This window comes from Psychrobacillus sp. 05T411, assembly GCF_056396485.1.
The window spans coordinates 1-23,454 of record NZ_JBFTLO010000026.1 but is presented as its reverse complement, the minus strand read 5'-3'; the positions used below and the strand labels follow the sequence as shown (position 1 = coordinate 23,454).

Genomic DNA, 23,454 nt, shown 5'->3' with positions numbered 1-23,454 from the left:
AATTATATTACAACTATAAGTTTTAAATGTTACCAAATGATGTTAATGTTAAAATATAGTTGAAAGGGGTTTTTAGCTTTGAAGAAAATTTATATTCCAGTCATGGCTGCTTTGTTAGCTACACCTTTAAATAGTGTGGCAAGTGCAGAAGAATTATTAAAAACAGACACGGCACTAGAAGAAGTAAAAGTAGAGCCAACAGGAACTGGAGAAGAAGTAATTGAAGTCGAAGGTAGCGTAGAAGAATGGTTAGAAGGCGCTATTGAAGAAGAGCCAGAGGAAGAAGTTATTCAAGAAGGATATGAGAACTTAGGACCAATGATTTTCAAGTCGTCTGCTATTTCATCAAAAATTGCTGCAAATAATGATGGAGAATACTTCATTTATTACATTATGCATGGAGCACCAGCGGCATTAGTTGTAGTAGATTATAAAACAAAGGAAACTATACATACATTTACGCTAGAAGATTCTAAAAGTGCTTGGGGTCTTGATGTAGATGAAAATGGAAAGCTTTGGGTCGGTGGATCTGTATCTAGCGTTCTTTATAGCTATGATCCAAATACAGAAGTTTTTGAAAATCATGGAGCTATCTTTTCGAACAAAAGTGATACTTCTATCCAAGATTTAATCGTCTCTGGCAATAAAGTATATGCGGGTTCAGCATATGGAGGTTCCCTTGTAGCATTTGACACTGAAACGAAAGAAATAGAAGAGTTTGGTCAAATCCGTAAAAGAAAAGAATTTGTCAAGGCCATCGTTGCGGATGAAGAAAAAGATGAAATTTATGTATCGATTGGCTCTACCATGGATTTGTTAGTGAAGAAACCTGGTACGAAAAACTTCACATCTTTTTTACCACCAAAATATATGTCGGAAAAGTACGCACAGGATTTAGTGTTAACGGATGACTATGTCATTGCAAGATTGCACCCATCAAATATTGCAGTAGTGTTTGATCGGAAGACATTGAAAATTGTGGATGAGTTTGAGTTGAACTCCAAAACGGTATCTACATTATCACCAGATGGAAAGTCCCTATACTATACAAAAGCACAGCAATTAATCCGATATGATTTCCAAACAAAAATGCATACAGAATTAGGGGTGTATTTACCAAAGGGAACAGAAGGGATTAATCTAGATTTTATCGTGAAGGAAACAGAAAAAAACGAAGATGAGCAACTAGATTTAGAATTAATATTTGAAAAAATATTCAGTGAGAAATCTCTTAAAGAATTTCAGTCACAAGCAACTCCAACAAAGGAGGAGTTAGAAGTGGAAGCACCGATCATCGAAGAACCAAAAGAATGGCTTCTATCTGGAATGGTCGATAATCTAGGTCAATTGTTCGAATACAATCCACAAACAGGAGAAATTCAGTATCATCAATTTGACTTACCAGAACAACCGGTAGAATTATATACCCTGGCTTCTAGCGAAGATGGTAAGAAAATATTTGCTAATGGATATATGTCCGGTGGTCTTGGCGTATATGACGTTGCGACTGGAAAGAAAGAATTATATCGTAATATTAGTCAAATAGAGTCTATGTTTGATATAAACAATAAATTGTATATCGGTGCCTATCCACTTGCTAGAGTACTAGTTTATGATCGTTCTAAACCGTGGGATACTGAAAACCCGAAAGAAGTAATTCGTATGAACGAATATGGACAAGAAAGAACAACTGCAGTTACACCTTTTAATCAAGGAAAAGAAATCATATTTGGAACATTGCCAGATGCGAGTGTTGGTGGCGGTGCGCTTGTTTTCTATGATACGGTAAATGAGAAAATGGAAATACATGAAAATTATATTTATAACCAAAGCATCGTGTCATTAACTAGTAGAGGAACACAAATTTTTGGTGGAACTTCTATTCATGCGAATCAGCAAGTGAACCCAAGGGGAGCAAGATTATTCTCTTTTAATAGAAGCAACCCGGAAAACAAAAAATACATTCAACTACCATTTGATTCAAGTATGATTACAAGTTTATTAGTAGATAGCAATAATAAAGTATGGGGTATGGCGGATGGGAAACTATTCGTTTATACAGACGAATTTACAGAAGTGAGAACGGTCGAATTATTACCACTGATTTCTGGAAGATTCCGAAATGCACAAATTATAGATAGTAACGATGGCTATATTTACGGAAGTGTCGAAGGAAAACTATTTAAAGTGCGAAAAGATAATTTAGAAGTAGAATGGTTGAAAGATAAAGGAGTTTATGGACTCGTAAAAGATGTCGATGGGAACCTTTATTATTACGATGGAAGTAATTTATGGAAATATACAATTGAAAAAAATAGAAAGTAACAACAAAACGAGCAAAAATATTGTTCAAGGAAATGAAGGAGAATGTAACTAAATGAAACAAAAATTGCTATACCTTTTTATCGTGTTTGCAATCGTCACTGGCGCTCTATTTCAACCAAATCAGGCAGAAGCTGCTACAACTAAAGTTTATTGGGACGGCATATTAATGGTTCCTGGTCAAGTTGGGAAAATTAAAGTCATCAAACCAATTAACTTATGGAAGCGTACGGATGCGGGTTTAGTGTTCGAACGAGTATTAAAAAAAGGTGAGCAATATCGTGTCTACCGATATGATAATTTATACGGAGGTCAATATGGTCTTGGTGGCGGCATGTACATTACGAAAATGGCAGGCTATGTCGAGTATAAGACGCCTTCTAAAGCAAAATTAAAAGAATTAGCAAATGCAGAAGGAACGACAGCACCAAGCGGGAATAACTCATCGCAGTTATTTCCAACTGAAGGTACACCAACTTTAACAGGCGGTAAAGTGTTGAGTCAGAAAGTTACACAACTTGCTCCTGGTATTCGTAAAAAATACTTCGATATAGATGGTGCAATCGGTGCTCAAAATGTGTTTGTGATCGAGTATGACGGCAAAACTTCTAATATCGGACTAAAAACAGAGCTTGCAAAAGATCAACTAGTTGGATTGGAAACAACATCCTCTCAAGCAAATAGTGTAGAACAAAATGATTCATATCACGTAGTTGCTGGTGTGAACGCCGATTACTTTGATAAACAAGGACAACCGATCGATTTAATGATGATGGACGGATCAATTGTTTCAACATCCCAAACGCCGCTTAATGAATTAGCTGTGCTAGGTGTGAAAGCAGATGGGAAAGCTATTATCGGTGCACCTCAAGTAGCGATGAATGTTTCGGTAAATGGACAAGGGGCTTACGCGATTAATTCAGTCAATCGTAAACGTTCAGCGAATCATCTTGTCCTTTATACAAGAGACTTCAATGCAACAACAGGAACAAATGAACTTGGTACAGAAGTGCGTGTGAAAATAGATTCAGGAAAACTTAACGGCTCTGAAACACTGGTCGGTACAGTTTTAGAAAATGTTACAGGTGTTGGAAACGCAAAGTTAAACAAGGGAGAATTTATTTTATCTGGACATAACTTTGCAAGTGAGTTTTTACAAACAGTTCAAGTAGGAGACCAAATTGCAATTTCGACAGCATTTACTCCGGCTGAGTGGAATGATGTACGTGAATCTGTCAGCGGTCGTTATCATTTAGTGAAAAATGGTGTGTTACAAACGATTAATGTTGCGGGGGTAGCACCACGAACTGCTGTAGGTATTAAAAAAGATGGCAGTATCTTCACGACTGTAATCGATGGAAGATCAACTGATAGTAAAGGATTAACTTTGCAAAATACGGCAAAACTAATGAAAGATTTAGGCTCCGTGTACGCGATGACATTCGATGGTGGAGGATCTTCTACTGTAGTTACGAGAGAATTAGGGGATACGAAAGTAACTGTGCAAAACAAGCCTTCTGATGGGCGCGAGCGTTCAGTTTCCAATTCTTTATTATTTATTAGTCAATATAAAACAGGTGCACTTGCAACAATCTTCCCCGTTTCAAACGTATTAGAAGTATTCGAGGGGGAAACTTATACAGATTTGTCTGTACCAGTTAAAGGGATCGATCAGAATATGAATCCAGTAGCTGTATCAGGAAACGGGAAAGTGACTTCTTCTATCATAACGAATACAAATGGCAAGCAAGTAGTCAATGCGAAACCAGGTACCTATGCAGGTGTTGTAACTTATGATGGAAAGACAGCTAATATCCAACTAAAAGTAACAAATGGAGCACCTACTATTTTAGAATCGTTTAATAAAGGTATCTTGAACTATGAAGCTACTAGTGACCGTGCAAAATCGGTTTCGGTACAGTCCGTAACGAATGACCGAGATGGCTCAAAAGCTATTAAACTAGTGTATGACTTCACAGGTACAACAGGTACTTCAGGTGCATATGTAAGTGCTAAAACGAAGTTAACGATTAGTACACCAGCTAAAAAAATCGGTATGTGGGTAAAAGGTGATGGAAAAGGAAACTGGCTCAGAACACAACTGATTGATGCATCAGGTAAATCAGTTCAACTAGATTTAGATAAAAATGTGAACTGGACAGATTGGAGATTCGTTACTGCTGAAGTTCCAACAGGTTTAGCTTATCCACTTAAAATGGATTTACCAATACGCTATATGCAAACAGAAGATACAAACAAATCAAATGGTGAAATTATTATAGATGACATCCAAGCGATTTATAAAGATTAATTTCATTCGCTAGTGCGTCGAAAAGCCTACTGGTAAGGTTAAAAAGTATTAGAAGTTGCCAACCTTTTTGATGTATGATAACGTAATCAGTATGGATTTTTGCAAACTGTGGAGGGAAGTACATGTATTCGGAAGATAAAGATAAAGAAAATGCTTCACTTGATTCATCATTGGAAGAAAATGCGCAAAAAGTAATAGGCTATTATAAACGTCAAGCATGGGCTGTTAAGGTATTTGACAAGATTGATCAAGCTAATATTGTCGAGGATGGTAAAGATGTAGTACTAGCTTCTTCCATTATTCAATCAAGTAATGATTTATTTTTCCCAGCTTTCATTCGAATTAATACGAAAGAGAACGGCAAAGTAGTAGGTGCATACCTGATTCTTGAAGAAGAAGATAGTTTTCAGCTGTTGCCATTAGAACGCGCTTTAGAAGAATTACAACTGGATGAACTAGTTCCATTTAAGTACCGTACGCTTGAAAAAATCGAAGGCGACGAGTACCAAGTAAACTGGCCAGAATTCTCTTAAAAAAGCGGAAGTGTTCTTAAAGTGTAACTTGTATACTTGTTTCTATCATGCTTTAGACAGAAAGACTGTCTTATGATTACCAGATAAATTTTAAGAGGAACGGGAAAGTGGCAAGCCACTTTCCCGTTCTTTTTTTGGTAATCTGATGGCTCTCGTTTGTCCGTCGCTCGCTTGAAATGTCCAAGTTAAGTTACTAGTAATTTTGATTAATGAGGGAAATAATGCTTTCCTACAAAAAAGCGGCGCTCGAAGATACAATTTCGAGCGCTCTTCACTGCTTTACTAGGCAATCCTTACTTATTTTTGCAAAATTAATGCTAGCTATATAGAAGAGGTACAATTCTTTCCAATCGAAAAAGCGGAAATGTAATAGAGAAGGCCTGAGCAGCCAAAATTGTATCTTTGGCTGCTTATTATATGAGTAGGAAAGTGGCTATTCTTTCGTTCACAAAAGCTTTGGCACTTCGATTACCTGTGCTTACGGAGTGCGACGGATGAACGACTACCACAAGATTACCGAAAAAAATGCGAAAGGGATGTGACAAAGTCGCATCCCTTTCGCATAAGGAAGTCACGGTAATGGTGTAGTAGTCGTTTTATTCCAAAGCAATCCGAAAGCATCAGTAAACTAATTGTCTAATGTCTAATGTCTAAAGTAATTTATACTTTGATTGCTAAGAATCAAAAGACCGACTTTAGCCTATAATAAGGCGAAAAGTCAGTCTTTTCTTTCTTTATAATATACTTGGTTACAAATCTATTTTTATAGTATAATGAGTAATCGAAGAAACTTTCATGTTGCTAATTCGTCTACTGATAAAGAGAAACTTAATAGCCAAGGAAAATATAAAAAAACAAGGATGATATTTTTGGACATAAAATTACTTCTTGCTTTTATCATATCTATGGTAACGGCAATTGCTGTTACGCCACTTGTAATAAAGTTTGCACATAAGATCGGAGCTGTAGATAAACCGAATAAACGAAAAGTGCATCAAAAAGTGATGCCTCGACTTGGTGGTCTTGCAATTTTTATTGCAGTAGCAGTCGGTTATTTTGTAGCAGGATTATATGAAGCGAAAATTACCGGAATAATGGTTGGTGCATTGATCATCATTGTTTTGGGAATTATAGATGATAAATATGAAATATCCGCGAAAATTAAGCTTTTAGGTCAAATTCTAGCTGCTTGTGCAGTAATGGGGAGTGGCTTAACAGTAGAAGTATTAAATATTCCTTTTATCGGAGTATTTGATCTTGGGATATTGTCATACGTTGTTACGTTATTTTGGATCTTAGCCATTACTAATGCGATTAACTTAATCGACGGGTTGGATGGTTTATCTGCTGGTATTTCGTCTATCGTATTTGCTAGTATTGCATTTTTAGCATTCTCTGCAGATAAAATGCTAATACTTACTTTGTCGTTAGTATTACTTGGTAGTACACTTGGATTTCTATTTCATAATTTTTACCCTGCGAAAATTTTCATGGGGGACACAGGATCCATGTTTTTAGGTTATTCGATTGCCATTTTATCATTACTTGGTTTGTATAAAAGTGTTACCTTATTTAGCTTTGTCGTACCAATTATGATTTTAGGTGTTCCGATATTTGATACGTCGTTTGCGATTATTCGCAGGCTTGTCAATAGAAAACCGATATCCGTTGCCGATAAGTCCCATTTGCATCATCGATTGTTAGCACTAGGATTATCGCACCGAGATACTGTATTAGTTATATACGGATTTGGTTTAATATTTAGTATTGCAGCCATTACATTTGAAACACTTACATTAAGATGGGCTATTTTTATCTTAGTGTTCATATTAATAGCATTTGAAATTGTTGCAGAAAAAATCGGTCTTGTTAATGACGAGTATCGACCAATATTATCCGTATTCCGAAAAGTTGTTGGGTATAAGCGCAATTAGCGCTTTACATATTAAAATTCATTGATAGGTTGGTGTAAACGAAATGAAAGTACCAATGTTAGATTTATCTGAGCAATACGCATCTCTAAAAAGCGAAGTATTAGAAGCCTTAGATGGCGTTATGAGTAGTTCACAATTTATCCTAGGGGATAATGTGAAAAAATTGGAAGCTGATCTTGCCAAGTATAGTCATGTTGCCCACGGTGTTGGCTGTGGAAACGGGAGTGACGCAATTCATATAGCTCTACAAGCAGCGGGTATCGGTGCTGGAGATGAAGTAATTACAACACCCTTTACATTTTTTGCTACAGGTGGAGCAATAGTAAGAGCTGGGGCAAAACCTGTATATGCAGACATAGATCCGATTTCATTCAATTTAGATCCCGAAGAAATTGAAAAACATATTACGGAAAGAACAAAAGCAATCATCCCTGTTCACCTGTATGGACAGATGGCGGATATGGTTCGCATTCGTGAAATCGCAGATAAACATAATCTAATTGTTGTAGAAGATGCTGCACAAGCAATCGGCGCAAAACAAGGGGAATATACGGTTGGTGAACTAGGAGACGCTGCGACATATAGTTTCTTCCCAACAAAAAACCTTGGTGCATACGGTGACGGTGGTATGGTCGTAACAAACAATGACGATATTGCAGAAAAAAGTCGCGTCATTCGTGTACACGGAAGTAAGCCAAAGTACTACCATAGCGTACTTGGATATAACAGCCGTTTAGATGAATTACAAGCTGCTGTATTAAATGTAAAATTCCCTCACTTAGATACATGGAGTGAACAACGTAAAACACATGCAGATTACTATACGGCTTTATTAAGTGAAAAAGTAGCAGACTATGTAAAAACACCTGTTATTGTAGAAGGTTTCCATCACGTATTCCATCAATATACAATCTTAATAGAACGTCGTGATGAGTTACAAGCATTCTTAAAAGAAAACGGTGTCTCTACAATGATTTACTACCCACTACCATTGCATCTACAACCTGTTTTTGAAAGCTTAGGGTATAAAGAAGGCGATTTCCCTAAAGCGGAAAAAGCTGCAAAAGAAGCACTTTCTTTACCAATGTTCCCAGAGCTTAAAGAGGAACAACAACAGTATGTTGTAGAGAAAATTGCTGAATTCTTTGCCGCAAAATAATGTGATGAACAATTAGTAGAGGGAGACGTATTTTTTTACGTTTCCCTCTTACTGCCTGTTAGAAGAGAATTTGATTAGGAGAAGTGAGATGGCGGAAAATAAAACGTATAAATTATATGATTCATTAGAATTTTTTTGGAAAAAGAAAATTTGGTTTATTATTATCCCTGTAATTGTTGCATTACTTGGATATGTAGGCTCCATGTTCATCCCTAAGGACGGGGAGTTTGTCGGGAAAAGTACAATTTTTACCGGTTCTGTAAAACTAGAAGCATTAACGAATCCTGATCATATTATGGCGCAATACGGTGAACATTTTACCGGCAAAGCGGAAGTGTTCGTTCCAACAAGAAGTTATATTAAAACAGAAGTTTATGGAGATACTGAAGAACAAGTAACAAAAGAGCTTACATTATTCGATGATCAGTTGTTAGCTGGTTTAATGGAGCAAAATGATAAAGTAATTGATGGGACACAAAGATATGCTTTATCGCAATCAGCGAGAATCCAAACATTACAAGATGCTATTGAACAATATAAACAAGCTTTAGACGATACGGATAACTTAACTGAGATAAATAACTATACTACATTACTTAGCCAAGCAGAGATGGACTTAACAAATGCAATGGCAACGGAACAACGTGTGCGCAATGATATTATCGCATATGAAAAACCTGCACTTGCCAATGCATATGTAGTGAAAACAAAATCATATGGACTTGAAGGGGCAGTTGCCGGATTTGTCCTAGGAATTTTATTTACAATCTTTATTTTATCTTTATGGAAATACATTTTAGAAGCAAGAGGGAGTAAAAGAGCATGATTCAATTTGCAATTGTAGGTATGGGTTTCATCGCAGATAAGCATATAGCTGCCATTCGTAATACAGAAGGCGCTGAACTTTTTGCCATTTGTGACACAAACCCTGAACGACTAGTAATAGATGATGAAAATGTGTTAAAATATACAGATTTAGAAAAAATGCTAACAGACAATCCACAAATTGATGTAGTGAATATTTGTGTACCTTCTGGACTACACGCTAACTTAACGAAAATCGTTGCCAAGTATAAAAAACATATTATTACGGAAAAACCGATGGCACTAAATTCCGCTGATGCCAAAGAAATGATGGAAGTGGCTGAAGAGCAAGGAATTAAACTAGCAATCGTTCATCCAAACCGCTATCGTCCAGCTATTATGGAAGTGCGTGAACTAATGGATGCAGGGAAGTTTGGTAAGCTAAGCCATGCAAATGCAACTGTTCGATGGAATAGAGGACAGGAATACTACGACCAAGCACCATGGAGAGGCACGAAAAAGTTTGATGGTGGAGTATTGATGAACCAAGCAATACATAATTTAGACTTGCTTCTATGGTTTATGGGTCCAGTCAAATCCGTACAAGGAATGGTAGCAACAAGATTCCGCAATATTGAAACGGAAGATGTTGCAACTGCACTAATCGAATTTGAAAGTGGAGCACTTGGAGTTGTAGAAGCTGCAACTACTGTTTATCCACAAAATTTAGAAGAATCCTTGTCTATTTTCGGTGAAACAGCTAGTGTGAAAGTTAGCGGAAAAAATGCATTGTTCATTGAAACTTGGGATGTAGAAGGCTATGCGGAAGAAGAAGTACAAGCTTTAAAAGCAAAAATACAAAATGAGCCTTGGGGTAAAAAAGGACATGACTGTATTATTGAAGATATGGTAGTAGCTATCAACGAAAACCGCGAACCAGCTGTAAGCGGGCTGGATGGTTACAACCCAGTTCGTTTAATCGAAGCAATTATCGAATCATCCGAAACAGGAAAACGTATTATATTCTCGTAATTATAAAGGAGAGACAATGATGTCTACACACTATGAAGAATTATTAGCAAAAATTGAAAACCACACAGCCGTAATCGGTGTTGTTGGATTAGGTTATGTTGGTTTACCACTAGCCGTTGAAAAAGCAAAAGCAGGTTATAACGTAATCGGATTTGACGTACAAGAATCGAAAGTAGAACAAGTAAATCAAGGAATTAACTATATCGGTGATGTAGTAGATGATGATTTAAAAGAAATGGTTGACTCTGGACATTTAAGAGCTTCTTCTGACTACGGTTCTATCAGTTCAGTAGATGCAGTTGCTATTTGTGTTCCAACACCACTTGATATTTACCAACAACCGGATACTTCTTATGTAGAAAGCTCAGTGAATGAAATTGCAAACTATGCAAAACCAGGAACATTAGTCGTGCTAGAATCGACTACTTACCCTGGTACAACAGAAGAAATTATCCGTAAAGCATTAGAAGATAAAGGATTTACAGTTGGAGAAGATATTTTCATCGCCTACTCTCCAGAACGTATCGATCCAGGTAATAAAAGCTTCAACACAAAAAATACACCAAAAGTAGTTGGTGGTATTACAGAAAAATGTACAAATGTAGCAGCAGCACTATACAGCAGTGTGTTAGATGGCGATGTGCATAAAGTTTCAAGCCCGGCAATTGCTGAAATGGAAAAAATCTTCGAAAACACTTTCCGTCATATTAATATCGCACTTGCAAACGAAATGGCTGTACTTTGTGAGAAAATGGGCATCGACGTTTGGGAAGTGATTGATGCAGCAAAAACAAAACCATACGGATTTATGGCATTCTATCCAGGTCCAGGTCTTGGCGGTCACTGTATTCCAATCGATCCATTCTACTTAACATGGAAAGCTAGAGAATATAATTACCATACAAAACTAATCGAACTTGCAGGAGAAATTAATAACTCTATGCCTGATTATGTGATTAATCGTGCAATGCAAATTTTAAATGATGACGGGAAAGCACTTCGTCATGCGAAAGTTCTTTTATTAGGTGTTGCATACAAAAAAGACATCGATGATATGCGTGAATCTCCATCATTAAAACTAATTGAACTATTAATGCAACAAGGTGCAGATTTCAAAGCAGTCGATCCGCATGTAGAAACATATAGAGTAAAAGGGGAAACACTAAAAACTTCCCAGTTAACGGACAACATGCTGGAAGAAGCAGACATCGTTATTTTAGCAACTGACCATACTGCATTTGACTATGCCAATATCGCACAAAAATCAAAAGTAATTTTTGATACGCGTAACGCATTCAAAGGTATCGATACTCCAAATCGTTACATTAAATTGTAAGGAGGCGACAAACATGAACTTTATCCATGAAACTGCTGAACTAGGTGAAAATACTACAGTTGGTCATTTTTCTGTAATCGAAGAAGGAGCAAAAATTGGTGCCAATGTGCGCATTGGTAATCGAGTAACGATTCATGCTGATTCTATTATTGGAGATGGCACGACAATTGACGACGGTGCGGTAGTTGGGAAACAACCAAAACCAGCAAAAACTAGTACGATGCAAATTACAAAAGAAATTCCGCCACTTCAACTTGGAAAAGAATGTACAATTGGCGCAAATACAATTGTCTACCGTGGAGCAGTTGTCGGGGAAAGTACATTAATCGCTGACCTAGCTACTGTACGAGAAGATGTAGAAATTGGATCTTTCGTTATTATCGGACGTAATGTTACAGTAGAAAACTTTGTAACTATTGGTGACCGTACGAAAATTCAATCCAACTCTTATATTACAGCGCACTCTACACTAGAAGATCATGTCTTCATCGCACCATGTGTGACAACGACGAATGATAACTTTATGGGTAGAACAGAAGCGCGTTTTGATAAGATCAAAGGTGCAACTGTAAAACGAGGAGCTCGTGTTGGTGGAGCATCTATCATTTTGCCAGGTATTACAATTGCCGAAGAAACATTTGTAGCAGCTGGTGCCTTAGTAACAAAAGATACAGAAGAAAAAACACTGATTAAAGGGTTCCCTGCAAAAATCATGAAAAATGTACCTGAGGAGGAACTACTCTAAGTGTTTTCTCAGCTAAAACGTTTAGGAGCGGATTCGCTCCTTTACGCATTTATGAATGTAGGAACGAAGCTGATTGCTTTCATCCTTTTTCCTTTGTACGCTCATTATTTAGTCGATACATCGCTAGTTGGTTTGCTTCAAATGGTAGATACTACTGTGTCTATGCTTACCTTCTTAGTTATATTTGGGACTGATTCGGCTCTAGCCTTTTATTATTTTGAGTATAAAGATAAAGAAACCCGTGAAAAGTATGTTCGATCTGTGATGACTTTCCGATTATCTATGGTTGTCCTACTTATAGTTGTATTTTTAATCGGTGGGGATTGGTTATCTGCTTTAATTTTAGAATCAGCAGGCTATTCTCAGTTGTTTTTTATTGCTTTAGGTACACTATGCCTGGATACAATTATCACACTAGTACTAACCATTCTAAGATATGAGTTCCATACAAAAAGAGTGGTCTTTACAACGATAGGTAAAATGCTATTAATAGCAGTTGTTTCTATCCTATTTTTGATGTTTGTTTGGACTTCTTTAGAAGGAATACTTGTAGCTCGTTTAATCAGTGTAGCTTTAATTGTCTTAGTGTTAATAAAACCTGTCAGAGTATATTTGAAACCTTTGTTTGATAAGGTCATTCTAAAGAAAATATTAGTGTACGCAGCACCTTTAGTGCCAGCATCTTTGGCCTTTTGGGTAATTGCCAATGCCAATAACTTCTTTATACGAGCATATGGCACATTAGATGATGTAGGTATTTACGGGACAGCTATTAAGTTTGCAACTTTTATTACATTATTGACTAGTGGAATACAGCTAGCCTGGAGACCTTTTTCAATGTCTTTAAAGGATAAAAAAGATAGCCCCCAATTATTCGCAACATTATATGCTGCTTTTTTATTAATTGGTAGTTTCGGAGTTTTAGCTTTGGCAACTTTCATGCCATGGATTATTTTAGTCATGCCAGATAATTTTAGAATTGCATTCCAATATGTAGCGCCTATTTCCATTGCTACATTTTTAGCATTTTATTATATGATTGTTTCCACAGGGATATTTTACTCTAAACAGACCAAACATATTTCTATAGCATTTGGAATTGCAGCAGTTGTTTCCATAGCATTGAATTTTATATTCGTACCACATCTTATTATTTGGGGAACGGTCATTTCCTATGTAGCAGCCTATTGTCTAGCCTTATTTATCGTATTCCGTAAAAGCCAAAAGCTCTACTATGTACCTTTCTCCGGCTTTAAAATGGGATGGACAATCTTATGGTTAATCGCTGCAACACTTGGAATTGTATATATTCAGTTACATGATTTAAATAGTTGGCTAATTTTAGGTATATGGATTGTATTCATCATCCTTATTTTATTAGTTCGAATGGATAAGTATTTTATAAAGAGAAAATAATGGGGGATAAAGACATGGCGAACAAATGTACACTTAACCTTAGGCATAAAGATTTTTATCCTATACAAGGCACTGGGTATGAAGGTTTTTTTAGAGGTTATTTCTACTATGAAAATCAATATGTCACCCATGAAAATTTTGTAGATTTATTTAAAGAGGTATCGCTTACAGAAGTGGCTACTTGGAATGGAGAATTTGCATTAATTCTTCAAACTGCAGAAGAGATTACTTTGGTAACGGATAAAAAAAGAACCATTCCTTTATTTTTTTCCAAAAATGAAACTAACAGTTGGATAGTTCAAGATTTTATAGAACCAAATACTTCTATGTCTATTCGAGAAGACGCGGAGGAAGAACTTTTATTAGCTGGTTTTGTGGCTGGTGAAAAAACTTTATTCAAAGACTGGTATCAACTTGAGGTTGCCTCTATTGTTCATTTAAAAGAAACTGCTTCCAAGCAATTCTATTATTCGTACGTTACAGAAAAGGATCATGATTCTATTGATAATTTTGCCGAAGAGTTGGCTCATATTCTTCATAATATATTCGACGAGTTAGCGGTTAGACTAGCCGGACGCAAAATTATCCTACCATTAAGTGGAGGATATGATTCTCGCATAATGGCTTTACTATTAAAGGATAAAGGCCTTTCCGATTCTATTATTACTTTTACATATGGTAGACCAGGTAATGGAGAAGCGACAGTCAGTAAAGAAATTGCAGACCGTTTAGGCTTGAAATGGAAGTATTTTGCTTACGATAAAGCAATGTGGGAAGACTTATATAAGTCTAAGCTTTGGAAAGACTATGTTTTATATGCTTGCAATGGAACGTCTGTTGCGCATTTGCAAGATTTCCCAAGTACCAAATTATTAGTAGAGGAAGAAGAATTAGAAAATGCTGTATTCCTGCCAGGTCATTCTCTCGACTTTTTAGGAGGCAGTCATTTGCCTTATGAAGCTATTCTTGATAAGGAATTTACTTCAAGTGAAGTAGTTGACTTCATTATTCCCAAGCATTTTCGATTATGGCAATTAGAAAATGGACTAAGCCATACAACTAGCTCCATTGGTAAATCGGTAGCAAAGGACGTTTCGTCATATACAGCCTTGACGAATGAACGAGTTACTTCGATTATAGATGAATGGAACTGGAAAGAAAGACAAGCTAAATTCATCATAAATTCGGTTCGAGTGTATGAATATTTCGATCAAGATTGGTCTATGCCCTTATGGGATGACCGACTAATCTACTTTTTCAGTAAAATACCGGCTGACTTGAAGTATAAAAAGTACTTGTATGATTATACTTTGCACAAAATGTATCCGGACTTTTATCCATTGCCACAAAAACCGGGTGCAGAAAATTCATTGAAAAATAAATACGGTGTATTGTACCCGCTTTTACGTAAAATATATCGTAAGCGAAAATTATACAAACAATATTTCGATGAACCGATGGAATGGTATGGTATTTATCCTACCTATAAACAATATAAACAATCCCTTTCTTTTAAAAGGAATGGTACTAAGTATAAACATCCATATAATATTAACTCATTTATTGCCAAAGATATGATTCAAATGATGAAGGAGCTGACAAAATGAAAGTCTTAACAATATTAGGAGCAAGGCCTCAATTTATAAAAGCTGCAGCAGTTTCTCGCGTAATCCGTGAAGAGATAACAGAGCTAATCGTGCATACAGGGCAACATTATGATGCCAATATGTCGGATATCTTTTTCGAAGAGTTGAATATTCCAAAACCAGATTATCATTTAGGAATCGGTTCAGGAAATCACGGGAAACAAACAGGTGAGATGCTTGCGAAAATTGAAGACATTATTTTAACGGAAACACCGGATTTTGTCCTAGTTTATGGTGATACTAACTCTACACTTGCAGGTGCCCTTGCTGCGGCAAAACTACATGTTCCGATTGTTCATATCGAAGCAGGACTTAGAAGCTTTAACAAAAAAATGCCGGAAGAAGTAAACCGCATTTTAACGGACCATGTATCGACATTACTTCTTTGTCCAACAGATACGGCTATCCAAAACTTAACAAACGAAAACATTTCAGAAGGTGTTCATAATGTTGGAGACGTCATGTATGATGCCGTTCTATATAATAAAACATTAGCAGAAACGACTTCAACTATATTAGAACGTGAAAATTTACAAGCTAAAGACTATTTATTAATTACGATTCACCGCGCGGAAAACACAGATGACCTAGATCGTATGAAATCAATCTTAGATGCATTTAGTCAAATTCCGGAAACAAAAGTATGGCCAATACATCCACGTACAAAGAAAAAATTAGAGGATTATGGCTTTAAGCTGGAACAAATTCCTAATTTACAAGTAATCGAACCAGTCGGCTATTTAGATATGCTTTCACTAGAAACGAGTGCAAAGAAAATAGTAACAGATTCGGGTGGCGTTCAAAAAGAAGCGTATTTTGCAGAAGTTCCTTGTGTTACGGTTCGTGACCAAACGGAATGGGTCGAAACATTGATCGAAGATGCCAATATTTTAACAGGTACTGATACAAACAAAATAGTAGAAGCAGTACAAAAACAAGTTTCTCCATCTTATAAACCTGTATTCGGTGATGGCAAAACAGCAGAGAAAGTATTAGCTTTATTAAAGGATCATTTAAGAAAATAAAGTAGGTGTGAGCATTGTTAATTTTTAGCATATGGCTCTTTACTGTGGTGGCTTCCACATACCTTTTTGCAAAGGTTTCTGGAAGCCTTTCTCTTGTAAGGCCAAATATGATTTCCATTATATATTATTATTCTTTCCTTATCTCCAGTTATATTGGCGGATTATTAATAGCTTTAGGAATAGATGATTACTATATGATCAAAAGAATGGACCATGAGGAATATCGAATCATTGGATTTGTTTTATTGACGATATTAATGATTTTGTTCCCACTAACGCAATTAGTTGTAGGAAGAATTTTAGGTTTTAATGCATCATTAGAATTTGATCGTTACCTACATGAACCCGTTCGTACAAGTGTAGATAAGAACAGACGTATATTTAGACTTGCATTTGGAACACTTGCTGCTATTTCCATTTTAGCAGTTGCTTTTACATTATTGAAAACATCGACAATCCCACTTTTGGAATTGCTTAAAGGAAATACCGAAGAACTCGCTAAGATGCGAATTGATGCATCCAGAGGATTTAGTGGGCCAAGTGTGTATATTCGTAATATATTTGGAATTGCTTTAACTCCCGTATTATCGATTATCGCCTTTGTTTATACAGCGCACTCAAAGGCTTTGTATTGGAAAGTTATGTTTTTTATGCTATTTGTTTCTTCCATCCTTATTTCTACTTATGATTTAGCTAAATCCCCAATTTTCTTTTACATCATTATGCTGTTACTTGCAGCTGTATATACTGGGCGTTTAAAGTTGAACTGGAGAAGAATAAGTGGCTATATAGTCGCCGGCAGTGTGTTATTAGTTATTATGTATGTCGCTATTCAAGGGGTGACAGAAGTAGGGAGCTTTTTAGCCTATAATTCTGGGCCAATCGGTCGAATTATTTTAGCGCAAATTTCCCCATTCTTTTTGCACTTGGATACTTTTTCGCATTCCATTTCATTATTAGAAGCGAAAGGTTTGCCTTCTTTTATCGCTAAAATCTTTGATGTAGAACAAGTTCGTTCTGCACGAATGGTAATGGAAAACGTCTTCCCAGAAAATATTGACAAAGGAACTGGCGGGGTACTTAATACGATTTTCTTAGGAGAAGCGTTTGCCTCTTTTGGCTATTTAGGTGTCATTGTAGCAATTATTTATATTGCTATTGTCATTCAATTACTTTATATTGTATTTTTACGTTTACCAAAAACGCCAGTGGTCCTTGCATTATTCATTTATTTCACGATTAATATTCCAAGAACGCTTGTAGGAGGGGTTTCCGACTTCTTCTTTAATCCGATTTGGATTATGCTAACCGTTGTTTTAGGTGGATTGTTCGTATTGGAAGGATATTTTCACATCATTTGGCGCTTTGTCATTAATTTAAGGAAGAAAAGAGTGAAGGCATGAAAAATATCATTATTTATTACCCTTTTACGGTTGCAAAGAACCCGAAAAGTGGTTCAGCGATTCGACCAGTAGAGATGATCAAAGCATTCGATGTATATGCGAAAAAAAATGACCTTGAGCTCATCGTCATTTCTGGAACGAGTACGGAACGTCGCATCCAGTGGAATAAGTTAGTAGAAGAGAGAAAATACGAGCAGACATTATTCTGCTACTCAGAAAACCAAACAATTCCATTATGGTTAACAGACCCTGGACATATTCCGAAAGACTGGAAGATCGATAAAGATGTTTTTCAAACGTTAAAGAAACATCATGTGCCGATTGGCGTCTTTTATCGTGACGTCTATTGGAAATTCGATGACTTGTATTCGTTAAAAGGGTTAAAGAAATTCATCATGCAAACTATTTATAAAAAGGAAGAAAAGTTTTACGGTAAATATATGCACACCGTCTTTTTACCAAGTGACGCAATGGGCAAATATGTGAATATCAATACGGCGAAAATGGCCTTGCCTCCTGGTGGAAGATTCACGGAAATAAAGACCAATGATAATGCAATCGGGAAGCCGTTTAAAGGAATATATGTAGGCGGTATTAATAATGATGATTATGGGTTACCTACTTTAGTAGAATCGTTTGCCTTGTTAAATAAAGACAGCATAAAAGGTGAGCTAGTCATCGTTTGCCGAGAAGATGAATATAGAGAGCTTAGCGCTTCAGATCAAGAAAAACTTGCAAAACCCTATATCAATCTTCAACATGTAAGCGGTGCGGAACTTCAACAAGTATATACAGAAGTAGATTTTGCCTTTATACCGCGAAAAAGATCGATTTATAACGATTTTGCTGTTCCTATCAAATTAGTAGAATACTTAACTGCAGGACTTCCGATTATTGCAACTAATTGTTCTGCACAAGAAGATTTTATACAGTCAGGTCCTTACGGAGTCATCACAGAAGACGATGCAGAAAGCTTAGTCCAAGGGATGCTGGACATTCAACCACAATTTGAAACGTATAAACAAAATATCGGGCAATCATTTTTACAGCAGCATGCATGGAACGAACGTGCCGAACAAGCAGCACGTGCGCTTATAGGAGGTCAACAATGAAAATTGCGTTATTAGCCCCAAGTAGATCGATACATACGCAAAAATGGGCATTATTTTATCAATCACAAGGCATCGAAGTGAAAGTATATACATTCAAAGACCATTATTCAGAGGACAATGCGAAACTCGTACCAACGGAGATTTTGCCGAAATTACTTCCAAGCAAAGCTTCTTATTTAGCAGCAGCACCTGCTTTAAAAAAAATGCTGAAAGAATGGAATCCAGATGTTTTACATGCACATTATGTATCCAGCTACGGGTTATTAGGTGCAATGGTTCATTATAAAAAGTATTTTGTTTCGGTATGGGGAAAAGATATTTTTGTCGTTCCTAAAAAAAGCAAGCTCAATCAAAAACTGATTGAATACACATTAGATAAAGCAACAGCCATTTTTTCAACAAGCCATGTCATGGCAAAAGAAACAAATCTCTATACAAACAAAAAAGTAGAAGTAACCCCATTTGGAGTAGATATCGAGCAGTTTTACCCTGCGCCAGAAGGGCAAGAAGCGGATGATAAAATTATTATCGGAACAGTAAAAGCACTGGAAGATAAATACGGAATCGCCGATTTAGTGAAAGGATTTGCCTTATTCCATAAAGAGTTTCCAAACTCCGAACTCCTAATTACAGGCGATGGCCCTCAAAGAGCCGAGTATGAACAGCTTGCAAAAGATTTAGGAATAGCAGATGTAACTACATTTACAGGAAAAGTTCCAAATACAGAAGTACCGGCTATTATTCGTAAAATGTCAATTTTTGCTGTACCATCTACAGAAGATAGTGAAAGCTTCGGCGTTGCAGCTGTAGAAGGAATGGCTTGTGGTGTGCCAGTTGTCGTATCGAACGTCGGTGGCTTACCAGAAGTAGTCGTCCAAGATGTTACTGGCATCGTAGTCGATAAAAACAGTCCAGATCAGCTAGCAACTGCATTTAAAAAACTAGCGAGAAATAGTGATCTACGAGCGGTAATGGGACAAGCCGGCGTCGCTCACGTAAAAGAGCATTATAGCTGGGTAGATAATGCGCATTATATGCTTTCATTGTATGAAAAATATTAATCAGAAGGTGATGGAATATGATAAAAAAAGCGGTCATTCCTGCAGCAGGATTTGGAACTCGTTTCTTACCTGCAACGAAAGCTTTACCAAAAGAAATGCTACCGATCGTAGATAAACCAAATTTACAATACATTATTGAAGAAGCGATTGCTTCGGGCATTGAAGATATTATTATTGTCACTGGACGCAACAAAAAATCGATGGAAGACCATTTTGATAAATCAATCGAATTAGAGCTTCTATTGAAAAAAACAGGCAAACTAGAATTACTAGAGACAGTAGAAAATATTTCAAATTTAGTGGACATTCATTATATGCGTCAAAAAGAACCACTAGGTCTCGGACATGCTATTTTATGCACGAAAAAATTCATCGGTAACGAACCATTTGCTGTACTACTTCCAGATGACATTATCGATGCAGAAGTACCAGCTTTAAAGCAAATGATTGAAAAGTACGAACAAGTCGAGAGCAGTATTTTAGGAGTCAATGAAGTTCCAGACGAAGACGTTCATAAATACGGAATCGTAGAATATAGTGAGTCAGATAATAATTTGTTTACAGTGAAACGATTAGTGGAAAAGCCTGCTGTTGAACATGCACCATCTAACCAAGCAATTGTTGGCCGTTACATTTTATCACCAGCTATTTTCGATGAACTAGAAAAAGTACAACCAGATGCAAAAGGTGAAATACAGTTAACAGATGCTATTGATTCATTATTAGCAAAAGAATCTATTTACTCTTACATATTCGAAGGAAAACGATATGACGTTGGGGATAAATTTGGATTTCTACAAGCAACTTTTGACTTCGCACTAAAACGGGATGATTTAAGAGAACCGTTACTTGCGTACTTGAAGAATAAATTGAAAGATTAAGTCGGTGATTGCTATGCGTATCGTATATTTATGTCAACATTTCCCACCTGAAACAGGTGCTCCACAAATCCGTGTATATGAAGTGAGTAAAGAACTGCTTGCCCAAGGGCATGATATTCAAGTAGTGACAGCTTTTCCTCACCACCCACATGGGATTATTCCGGATGAGTATAAAGGGAAAAAATATGAATTTGAGAAATGGGATGGAATTCCTGTCCATCGTACATGGATTTACCCTTCTAAAAAGGGAACATTTTATAAACGATTAGTCTCTTATTTTTCTTTCACATTCAGTTCGTTTTACGGGCTAATGAAAGCTGGAAAAGTAGATGTCATCATTGTAAACTCGCCACCAATCTTTTTAGGGTTAACTGGTCTACTTAGTGCCAAACTAAAAGGAGCGAAGTTTGTATTTAATGTGGCGGACGTTTGGCCGGAATCTGCTGTGAAATTAGGACTTGTTAAAAATAAGATTTTTATTAAGCTTGCGGAAATATTAGAGTCCTTTTTATACAAACATTCTTGGAAAATTGCTACTGCTACAGACGGTATTAAATCGTATGTTATTAATCACTCGCAACCAGAGGAAAAAGTGTTTGTTTTACCAAATGGCGTAAACACAAACTTTTTTCAACCGGCAGAAAAAAATGAGGAGTATGTAGAGAAGTTTGGTTTACAAGACAAATTTGTATTTGCCTACGGTGGTAATCTAGGCTATGCACAGGGACTAGAGTTTATATTATATGCGGCTAAAAAAATGCAAGAAATGGTTCCACATGCATATTTTTTAATCGCCGGAGCAGGGCCTGAAGAAGAAAAACTTCATCAGTTAGCGAAAGAATTAGGACTGCAAAATATGGCATTCTTAGGACATCTACCTTTAACGGAAATGCCAAAGTTGTTTTCGGTAACAGATGTAAGTATCGTACCATTACGTGATATCGCTTTATTTGAAGGGGCACGCCCATCGAAAATTTTCCCAGCAGCATCTTCTGGTGTTCCAGTTCTTTACTGTGGAAAAGGGGAAAGTGCAGAAATCGTAACGAAGAACAATATTGGACTAGTCGCCAAGCCAGAAAATGTCGATTCTATTGCAGAAACCATGTTCCAATTTGTCGAGATGGATGATGAAAACAGGAAAAAAATGAAAGAAAGTGGAAGGCATCTTGCTTTAAATGAGTATAGCTGGGCTTCCATCGTAACAGATCTTTTGCAAAACCTTACGAAGAAGTAATAGTCTTTTCCATATACATGAGGCATAAATTTATGTATAATTGGTGAGATTATATTTTAACAGTAAAGTAGGGAAGTATTATGACTACTTCACGTCAAAAAAAGCGAAAAACTAAGACGAGAAGAAAAATTTTATATACAGTTCTGATCATTTCAATGGTGCTTTTGTCTGGTGTCATCGTATTTGCCACAAACCTATCATATCAGACAAAAAATGCAATGAATAAAATATATGAACCATTGGATAAAGATAAAAATCCAACAGAAGAAGCGGTAAACAAAATTGAAAATGCCAAGGCAGAAGACTCTGCTTTCACCATATTACTAGCAGGAATAGAAAACGAAGAAAAGGCCAAATATGGTCGATCCGATGTATTAATCTTAGCGACGGTAAATCCGAAAACAAAAAAAATCTCCATGGTCAGTATTCCACGAGATTCCAGGGTTTATGTCCCAGACTTAGGATACGAGACTAAAATTAATCACTCGTACGCTTTCGGCGGGATAAACTACACGATCAATACATTAGAAGACATATTAGAAGTCCCAATCGATTATTATGTTTCCACTGACTTCCAAGGATTTGAAGACATCGTAGATACAGTAGGCGGAGTAGATGTAGAAGTTCCATTTACGTTCAGTGCACAGCTAACAGGTAGTTTAAAATGGAAGAAGTATACAGAGGGTCCCATGTTCTTAAACGGAAATGAAGCACTTGCATACGTGCGAATGCGGAAAAAAGATCCTCAAGGGGATGCCGGACGTAATATCCGACAAAAACAAGTCATCCAAGAGATTATTAACAAAGCAACGAGCATAAGTAATATTGGTAACATCGACGATATGATCAAAGATGTTGGAAATAACGTCAAAACGAATATTCCTTCTTCGGAGTATTTTGGGTTGATCAAGACATATCAAAACTTAAAAGCATCACCAATCGAGCAATTGCAACTGGAAGGTTACGATACGATGATACGAGGAACATCCTATTATATTATAGATGAAGATTCTCTCGAGGATGTAAAGCGACAACTGCAGCTCAATTTAGATGATTTTGGCCGAAACGCACAAAGCGAAATTCCCAAAACTACTACTGTCCATGATTTAACGATAGGAAATTAAAATGAACAGCCTGGAAACGGGCTGTTTTTTTGTTGTTAAAATAATAAGATTTTGAACTTTATGTATAGGTTCTTTTGGAATGCTTGGTACGGAACGATTTCTACACACTTACCGAGGTTTCTTGATGCAAAGGGATGCGACTTTGTCGCATCCCTTTGCATTTTTTCGCTAATCTTGTGGAAGACGTTCGTGCGTCGCTATCCAAAAGCACAAATATTCAAAGTGCTATAGCTTTTGGTAAAGAAAGAATAGTCCACTTTCTTATTCAGAAAAAAGCAGCCAAAGATGCAATTTTGGCTGCTCTTTCATTCCCAAAAATATTTGCTTTTTTCTTTTGAACTTTTTGGTACGTGACGGACACATATCCACAACATGA

The 23,454-nt window shown here is 36.6% G+C and carries 18 protein-coding genes; all 18 read left to right on the top strand.

Going from position 1 to position 23,454, the window contains the following annotated elements; all coding sequences use genetic code 11:
• Positions 1 to 78: 78 nt before the first annotated feature.
• Positions 79 to 2,325, top strand: a complete 2,247-nt coding sequence (locus AC1DFT_RS16515; protein WP_478160035.1) for a ligand-binding sensor domain-containing protein — start codon at positions 79 to 81, stop codon at positions 2,323 to 2,325.
• A gap of 52 nt (positions 2,326 to 2,377) precedes the next feature.
• Positions 2,378 to 4,633: a phosphodiester glycosidase family protein gene (locus tag AC1DFT_RS16510; protein ID WP_478160033.1), complete on the top strand. Its 2,256-nt coding sequence runs from the start codon at positions 2,378 to 2,380 to the stop codon at positions 4,631 to 4,633.
• 122 nt (positions 4,634 to 4,755) lie between these two features.
• Positions 4,756 to 5,166 (top strand): hypothetical protein, encoded by a 411-nt coding sequence (locus AC1DFT_RS16505; protein WP_478160031.1) that lies wholly within the window; start codon positions 4,756 to 4,758, stop codon positions 5,164 to 5,166.
• Positions 5,167 to 6,035: 869 nt separating this feature from the next.
• Positions 6,036 to 7,100, top strand: coding sequence for a glycosyltransferase family 4 protein (locus AC1DFT_RS16500; protein WP_478160029.1), 1,065 nt, complete (start codon positions 6,036 to 6,038; stop codon positions 7,098 to 7,100).
• A 43-nt stretch (positions 7,101 to 7,143) separates the two neighbouring features.
• The gene (locus AC1DFT_RS16495) at positions 7,144 to 8,259 is read left to right on the top strand and encodes a DegT/DnrJ/EryC1/StrS family aminotransferase (protein ID WP_478160027.1); all 1,116 of its coding nucleotides are present in this window, start codon (positions 7,144 to 7,146) and stop codon (positions 8,257 to 8,259) included.
• Between the two features lie 88 nt (positions 8,260 to 8,347).
• Positions 8,348 to 9,085 (top strand): hypothetical protein, encoded by a 738-nt coding sequence (locus tag AC1DFT_RS16490; RefSeq protein WP_478160025.1) that lies wholly within the window; start codon positions 8,348 to 8,350, stop codon positions 9,083 to 9,085.
• On the top strand, positions 9,082 to 10,095 hold the full coding sequence (locus AC1DFT_RS16485; protein ID WP_478160023.1) for a Gfo/Idh/MocA family protein: 1,014 nt from the start codon (positions 9,082 to 9,084) through the stop codon (positions 10,093 to 10,095). The genes AC1DFT_RS16490 and AC1DFT_RS16485 overlap by 4 nt, the downstream gene beginning before the upstream one ends.
• Positions 10,096 to 10,114: 19 nt before the next feature.
• Positions 10,115 to 11,431 carry a nucleotide sugar dehydrogenase gene (locus AC1DFT_RS16480; RefSeq protein WP_478160021.1) on the top strand — a complete coding sequence of 439 codons (1,317 nt, stop codon included), beginning with the start codon at positions 10,115 to 10,117 and terminating at the stop codon, positions 11,429 to 11,431.
• 13 nt (positions 11,432 to 11,444) lie between these two features.
• Positions 11,445 to 12,176 (top strand): acyltransferase, encoded by a 732-nt coding sequence (locus tag AC1DFT_RS16475; RefSeq protein ID WP_478160019.1) that lies wholly within the window; start codon positions 11,445 to 11,447, stop codon positions 12,174 to 12,176.
• Complete coding sequence (locus tag AC1DFT_RS16470) at positions 12,177 to 13,592, top strand: lipopolysaccharide biosynthesis protein (RefSeq protein WP_478160017.1); 1,416 nt, start codon at positions 12,177 to 12,179, stop codon at positions 13,590 to 13,592.
• Positions 13,593 to 13,606: 14 nt separating this feature from the next.
• Positions 13,607 to 15,199: a 7-cyano-7-deazaguanine synthase gene (locus tag AC1DFT_RS16465; RefSeq protein ID WP_478160015.1), complete on the top strand. Its 1,593-nt coding sequence runs from the start codon at positions 13,607 to 13,609 to the stop codon at positions 15,197 to 15,199.
• Positions 15,196 to 16,263, top strand: a complete 1,068-nt coding sequence (gene wecB / locus AC1DFT_RS16460; RefSeq protein ID WP_478160013.1) for a non-hydrolyzing UDP-N-acetylglucosamine 2-epimerase — start codon at positions 15,196 to 15,198, stop codon at positions 16,261 to 16,263. The genes AC1DFT_RS16465 and wecB overlap by 4 nt, the downstream gene beginning before the upstream one ends.
• 107 nt (positions 16,264 to 16,370) lie before the next feature.
• A complete protein-coding gene (locus AC1DFT_RS16455) occupies positions 16,371 to 17,666 on the top strand; it encodes an O-antigen polymerase (protein WP_478160011.1) in 1,296 nt (431 codons plus the stop codon).
• On the top strand, positions 17,663 to 18,778 hold the full coding sequence (locus AC1DFT_RS16450; RefSeq protein ID WP_478160009.1) for a glycosyltransferase: 1,116 nt from the start codon (positions 17,663 to 17,665) through the stop codon (positions 18,776 to 18,778). Before AC1DFT_RS16455 ends, AC1DFT_RS16450 begins: the two co-directional genes overlap by 4 nt.
• Complete coding sequence (locus AC1DFT_RS16445; protein WP_478160007.1) at positions 18,775 to 19,839, top strand: glycosyltransferase; 1,065 nt, start codon at positions 18,775 to 18,777, stop codon at positions 19,837 to 19,839. The genes AC1DFT_RS16450 and AC1DFT_RS16445 overlap by 4 nt, the downstream gene beginning before the upstream one ends.
• Positions 19,840 to 19,856: 17 nt before the next feature.
• The gene (galU, locus tag AC1DFT_RS16440; protein ID WP_478160005.1) at positions 19,857 to 20,720 is read left to right on the top strand and encodes a UTP--glucose-1-phosphate uridylyltransferase GalU; all 864 of its coding nucleotides are present in this window, start codon (positions 19,857 to 19,859) and stop codon (positions 20,718 to 20,720) included.
• A 13-nt stretch (positions 20,721 to 20,733) separates the two neighbouring features.
• A complete protein-coding gene (locus AC1DFT_RS16435) occupies positions 20,734 to 21,954 on the top strand; it encodes a glycosyltransferase family 4 protein (protein WP_478160003.1) in 1,221 nt (406 codons plus the stop codon).
• Between the two features lie 80 nt (positions 21,955 to 22,034).
• The gene (locus tag AC1DFT_RS16430) at positions 22,035 to 23,078 is read left to right on the top strand and encodes an LCP family glycopolymer transferase (RefSeq protein ID WP_478160001.1); all 1,044 of its coding nucleotides are present in this window, start codon (positions 22,035 to 22,037) and stop codon (positions 23,076 to 23,078) included.
• The last annotated feature ends 376 nt before the right edge of the window (positions 23,079 to 23,454 follow it).

Coding starts and splice junctions, on each gene's coding strand:
- AC1DFT_RS16435 (WP_478160003.1), top strand. CDS start 20,734: ATGCGTATCGTATATTTATGTCAACATTTCCCACCTGAAACAGGTGCT.
- AC1DFT_RS16430 (WP_478160001.1), top strand. CDS start 22,035: ATGACTACTTCACGTCAAAAAAAGCGAAAAACTAAGACGAGAAGAAAA.
- galU (WP_478160005.1), top strand. CDS start 19,857: ATGATAAAAAAAGCGGTCATTCCTGCAGCAGGATTTGGAACTCGTTTC.
- AC1DFT_RS16495 (WP_478160027.1), top strand. CDS start 7,144: ATGAAAGTACCAATGTTAGATTTATCTGAGCAATACGCATCTCTAAAA.
- wecB (WP_478160013.1), top strand. CDS start 15,196: ATGAAAGTCTTAACAATATTAGGAGCAAGGCCTCAATTTATAAAAGCT.
- AC1DFT_RS16485 (WP_478160023.1), top strand. CDS start 9,082: ATGATTCAATTTGCAATTGTAGGTATGGGTTTCATCGCAGATAAGCAT.
- AC1DFT_RS16455 (WP_478160011.1), top strand. CDS start 16,371: ATGATTTCCATTATATATTATTATTCTTTCCTTATCTCCAGTTATATT.
- AC1DFT_RS16450 (WP_478160009.1), top strand. CDS start 17,663: ATGAAAAATATCATTATTTATTACCCTTTTACGGTTGCAAAGAACCCG.
- AC1DFT_RS16475 (WP_478160019.1), top strand. CDS start 11,445: ATGAACTTTATCCATGAAACTGCTGAACTAGGTGAAAATACTACAGTT.
- AC1DFT_RS16480 (WP_478160021.1), top strand. CDS start 10,115: ATGTCTACACACTATGAAGAATTATTAGCAAAAATTGAAAACCACACA.
- AC1DFT_RS16490 (WP_478160025.1), top strand. CDS start 8,348: ATGGCGGAAAATAAAACGTATAAATTATATGATTCATTAGAATTTTTT.
- AC1DFT_RS16465 (WP_478160015.1), top strand. CDS start 13,607: ATGGCGAACAAATGTACACTTAACCTTAGGCATAAAGATTTTTATCCT.
- AC1DFT_RS16445 (WP_478160007.1), top strand. CDS start 18,775: ATGAAAATTGCGTTATTAGCCCCAAGTAGATCGATACATACGCAAAAA.
- AC1DFT_RS16505 (WP_478160031.1), top strand. CDS start 4,756: ATGTATTCGGAAGATAAAGATAAAGAAAATGCTTCACTTGATTCATCA.
- AC1DFT_RS16510 (WP_478160033.1), top strand. CDS start 2,378: ATGAAACAAAAATTGCTATACCTTTTTATCGTGTTTGCAATCGTCACT.